The 4,679-nt window shown below is 37.3% G+C and carries 6 protein-coding genes; 3 read left to right on the forward strand and 3 right to left on the reverse strand.

All coding sequences use genetic code 11. The features are described 5' to 3' along the window. Window positions 1–65: 65 nt before the first annotated feature. The 3 genes from HP439_RS17800 (at window position 66) to HP439_RS17810 (ending at window position 2,996) form a co-directional block, all read left to right on the forward strand. On the forward strand, window positions 66–977 hold the full coding sequence (locus HP439_RS17800) for a DUF4271 domain-containing protein (protein WP_172391681.1): 912 nt from the start codon (window positions 66–68) through the stop codon (window positions 975–977). A 13-nt stretch (window positions 978–990) separates the two neighbouring features. Next, window positions 991–1,758, forward strand: a complete 768-nt coding sequence (locus HP439_RS17805; protein WP_172391682.1) for a uroporphyrinogen-III synthase — start codon at window positions 991–993, stop codon at window positions 1,756–1,758. A 365-nt stretch (window positions 1,759–2,123) separates the two neighbouring features. Beyond that, window positions 2,124–2,996, forward strand: a complete 873-nt coding sequence (locus HP439_RS17810) for a cupin-like domain-containing protein (RefSeq protein WP_172391683.1) — start codon at window positions 2,124–2,126, stop codon at window positions 2,994–2,996. 33 nt (window positions 2,997–3,029) lie between these two features. Here HP439_RS17810 and trpC read toward each other — a convergent pair whose 3' ends face one another. The 3 genes from trpC to HP439_RS17825 form a co-directional block, all read right to left on the reverse strand. Then, window positions 3,030–3,815, reverse strand: coding sequence for an indole-3-glycerol phosphate synthase TrpC (gene trpC / locus HP439_RS17815; RefSeq protein WP_172391684.1), 786 nt, complete (start codon window positions 3,813–3,815; stop codon window positions 3,030–3,032). A 19-nt stretch (window positions 3,816–3,834) separates the two neighbouring features. Beyond that, window positions 3,835–4,410: an anthranilate synthase component II gene (locus HP439_RS17820; protein ID WP_172391685.1), complete on the reverse strand. Its 576-nt coding sequence runs from the start codon at window positions 4,408–4,410 to the stop codon at window positions 3,835–3,837. Between the two features lie 117 nt (window positions 4,411–4,527). Continuing rightward, window positions 4,528–4,679 (reverse strand): chorismate-binding protein (locus HP439_RS17825; protein WP_172391686.1); only part of this gene is annotated, 152 nt, incomplete at its 5' end.

Here is a 4,679-nt window from a genome sequence, read left to right on the forward strand (position 1 = left end):
ATATTTTCGTTTTTTAGCTTGATAATATTATTCTAACTTTACGCCAAAGTAATCATTTTATTTGGATGTATTTGTGGATACGAATCTTTTTAGTAGGCCTCTTTTGTTGCGCTCTTAATGTTGCAAAAAGTCAAGAGCTTTTACATGATGTAGGCGGAGCTGTCGATAGCACCGTGATCGATGCCTTTGATTATGTTTTTCCAAATGAAGATCGTCGTAACAAGCTGTTGGAGCATTTTCTTGATAGAATACAAGAGAATAGTATAGACCCAATAAAAGTAATTGAAAACCTTAAAGATGCTAGCGGTGAACCAGAAATGTTCCATGGGAAATTGAAGTACGAACGCCCTGCATGGGTATTGGCGTCGGTGTTTTTTCTTTTTCTCGCGCTTGGGGTTGTTCGGTTACTTTTTCCGGTAGATTTTGTGATGATTGTACAGGCTTTTTATAACGAGAGAACATTGCAGCAAATAAGTAAGGAAGATAATATGTTAACCTCTTGGCCTTACATCTTTTTATATTTAATATTTAGCTTAGCCTTAGGCCTATTTATACTTTTAATAGAATCGTCTTTTTCACACCTGGAAGTACTTAATGGAGAGAATTATATACGGACGACTCTGCTTGTGGCAGTGCTTTTTGTTTTTAAGATTTTACTGATTCGTTTCGTTTCTGTTGTTTTTCAATTGGAGCGATTAGTCCGGGAGTATATTGCGGTCTTATATTTGGTTTATTTTAATAGCATGCTATTTTTGATGCCCCTGTTGTTGGTTGTAACATTCGCCCCTGCTAGTTACTTTAAATTTGTGTTAATTTTGTTTAGTGTGATTGCTGGTATATTGTTTATATACAGGTTTTTACGTACTGCTTTTCGTTTATTCGGTAATCTGCGGTTTTCAGTTTTTTATTTAATTCTGTATCTTTGCGCACTTGAAGTAGCGCCGATCTTGATATTGGTTAAAACATTGAGCACTTAAAAAAACGATGAATATGCAAGTAGATGTAGCAAGAGCCAAGAAGGTAAAAAGTATTTTAGTTACCTTACCTAAACCGGAAAATGATAAATCACCTTATTTTAGCCTGGCAGAAAAGTACAATCTTAAACTAGATTTCAGAGGATTCATTCACGTAGAAGGTGTTTCTGCGAAAGATGTGCGTAAGGATAAAATTAATTTTTCAGATTTTTCTGCGATTATTTTCACGAGTAAGAATGCGGTTGATCATTTTTTTAGGGTGTGCGAAGAAATGCGTCATGAGGTATCCGCAGATATGAAATATTTCTGTATATCGGAAACCATTGCACTTTATCTACAAAAATATATACAGTACAGAAAACGTAAAATATTTTTCGGGAAACAAACTGCAAGGGACTTGGAAGAGGTACTTAAAAAACACAGTAATGAAAAGTTTTTGTTTCCGTGTTCGGATGTAGCTAATGAAGAGACACAAAAGTGGCTTCAAGATAATGGTTATGATTTTACACCTGCAGTATTGTTTAGGACTGTAATTAGTAATATCAAAGATCTAGAGGATGTATTTTACGATGTTATTGTTTTCTTCAGTCCTTCCAGTGTACAGTCTTTATATGAGAATTTTCCTGACTTTAAGCAAAATCATACGCGGATTGCAGCATTTGGTACAACAACCCAACAGGAACTGTTGCGTCATGATTTAGTCCTTGATATTCCTGCTCCGACACCGGAAGCACCAAGTATGACCATGGCGGTTGAGCAGTATATAAAACAGGTAAATAAATAACCAATAGCGTCTCGGGAAATTCACAAAGGTTTCCCGTTTTTGATATGCTCCGTGTTAGCATATAAGCTATAGAAATTCAAATAATCTACAGGTCTCAACCGTTGCCGTAGTTTCGACGAGGATATCGTGATGCGCGATGTTTGGTATGAGAGATCAGTTTGCTTTAACCAAAGTTTAAAACCTACCCGCAAGAAGAGAAAGTTTGGCATTAATTTGGAATAGATGTGATATTTGTCGTCATTTATAATAGAATTTTCTGTTATATTGCACAAACGATGTTATTAGACTTAAAATAGTCTTCCTGTATAGAGTGAGTTGTTGATTTTTTTTTAAGTTTGTAGATAGTTGTAAACGCGTAAAAACTTGTGAAGCTAAAACCGATAGATAGTATTACAGGAGTTTCTCCTAAAGAGTTTATTCAAGAATATCTCCGAAATGGCCGACCGGTAATCATAAAGGATTTTATCAGTAAGGAAAGTCCGTGCTGGCAAAAATGGAGTTATGATTATTTCAAGGAAATAGCCGGTAATGAACAGGTAGATATTTATGGACGAGAAGAAGAGTCGCAGAACCATGCGGCAAGTCCTCCTGTTGGGCGCATGAGTTTCGCTGAATACCTCGATAAAATTAGTTCTCAGCCCACCGAGTTACGATTGTTTCTATTTAATCTTCTGAAGATACGTCCTGAATTAAAAAAGGACGTAATATATAATGACGTCACCGGTGGTAAGGTTTTGCAATGGTTACCATATATGTTTTTTGGAGGTGAAGGTTCGGCTACACGAAATCACTTTGATATAGATATGTCGCATGTCTTCATATCTCAGTTCCAAGGCGCTAAGCGTATTTGGTTATTCCCCAATGATCAGTCCGATTTGATGTATAAATTACCGTATAATTTTCACAGTATAGCTAATTTAAAAACGAGCAATCCGGAGCAATACCCGGGTTTGAAATTGTTAGAAGGTTTTGAAGCTATTATTTATCCGGGAGACACGTTATATATGCCTGCTGGCTGGTGGCATTATATTCAATACGAGACAGAAGGATACTCTATTTCGGTTCGCGCATTAGCTAATTCTGTCAGCGAAAAGATTAAGGGTGCACGAAATTTGTTTGTTACACGTTATTTTGATGATACCATGCGCAAATTATTTAAAGATGGCTGGTTAGATTATAAAGTGGATATAGCTAAAAAGCGGGCAGATCGAGCGCTTAAAAGGCGGCAAAAAAAATAGAAAAACAAAAGAGCACATTGTGCTCTTTTGTTTTTAAAGCATTTCACTTACAAATTCATCAATCGCTTGAACCGGATCGTCGGTCTTCATGAAATTTTCTCCTATCAGAAAACCTTGGAACCCCGCCGCTTTCAGCGCCTTAATTGTTTTCGGATCGGATATTCCGCTCTCTGAAACTCTTATGACGTCATTTGGGATCTTGTTTACCAAATCGTAAGAGTGGTTAAGATCGACTGAAAAATCCTTAAGATTGCGGTTATTGACGCCTATAGCATCAAGGTTATCTCCGATGCTATTGACTAATTCTTGTTCATTATGGACTTCAAGAAGGACGTTGAGATTTAGCTTTTTAGCGAAAGAAGCAAAAGACCTTATTTCCTGCGGACTAAGGCAGGCTGCTATTAACAAGATGATGTCCGCGCCATACGCCTTAGCTTCTGCTATTTGGTAGGTATCTACAATAAATTCTTTGCGGAGAAGGGGAATGGTGAGTGCCTCGCGCGCTTGAGAAAGATCTTCTAAAGACCCCTGAAAAAAATCACTGTCAGTTAATACGGATACCGCGGAGGCTCCTGCCTGTTGATATCCCTTTACTACTTCGGATACTGTCGCCCGTCCATTAATGAGTCCTTTTGAGGGGGACGCTCGTTTGAACTCTGCGATGATCCCTGTTTTGTTGGGATCTAATACCGATTCTTTAAGATTGTAACATGTTCTCGAATAAAGCGGATAAGTTGACAGCTGATCAAGGCTAACCTTTTGCTTAGCTAGGGCGACCTCTATCCGTTTTTTTTCCACAATTTTATCTAATATTGTCATGATATTAACTACTTATTAATTAAACTTCTAACCAATTTTTAATTAAAATTTTTCCATTGGATGTAAGCACCGATTCGGGATGAAATTGCATTCCTCGGACCTTATATTCTTTGTGTGTAAGCGCCATGATCACTCCGGCTGAATCGATTGCTGTTATTTGCAAGCATTCTGGTAGTGTATCTTTATTCACCGCCCATGAATGATATCGTCCAATTTGTGAATCTCTAGGGAAATCGTTAAAAAGGGGTTCATCTTCGTCTGTGATAATGATATCTGTTGCTATCCCGTGTAGAGGTTTGGGCATATTGTAGAGCGTTCCTCCAAATACTTCAGCAATCGCCTGTTGACCTAAGCAAATTCCTAAAATATTTTTTGTAGATGCATAGGTACGAATAACATCCATTAAAAGGCCCGCTTCTTCGGGAATTCCGGGGCCCGGAGAAAGAAGAATTTTGTTATATTCTTCGATGTCCTCAAGGTTGAATTTGTCGTTCCTTAATACGATGTATTCTTGATTTAGTTCTTGTAGCAGATGAACTAGGTTGTATGTAAATGAATCGTAATTGTCAATTACTAATATTTTGTCTTTGCCCATGGCTTTGTATATTCCTTTTTTATAAATTATAAATCATCGATAGTCTGCTCTTCTGGTTAGAAACCCCATTCTTTGAAGCCAGATTATATTATTTTATTACCGATCCTGTTCGTGTTGTCAGATTGTTTGTGCTATTTCAAGTGCACGTCGTAAAGCCGCTATTTTATTATTCACCTCTTGGAGTTCATTTTCTGGATCCGAATCAAGAACGATTCCTGCACCGGCTTGATAATGAAGCATGTTTTGTTTACTTAAGAATGAACGTATCA

This window comes from Sphingobacterium shayense, from assembly GCF_013179575.1.
GTDB classification, from domain to species: Bacteria; Bacteroidota; Bacteroidia; order Sphingobacteriales; family Sphingobacteriaceae; genus Sphingobacterium; species Sphingobacterium shayense.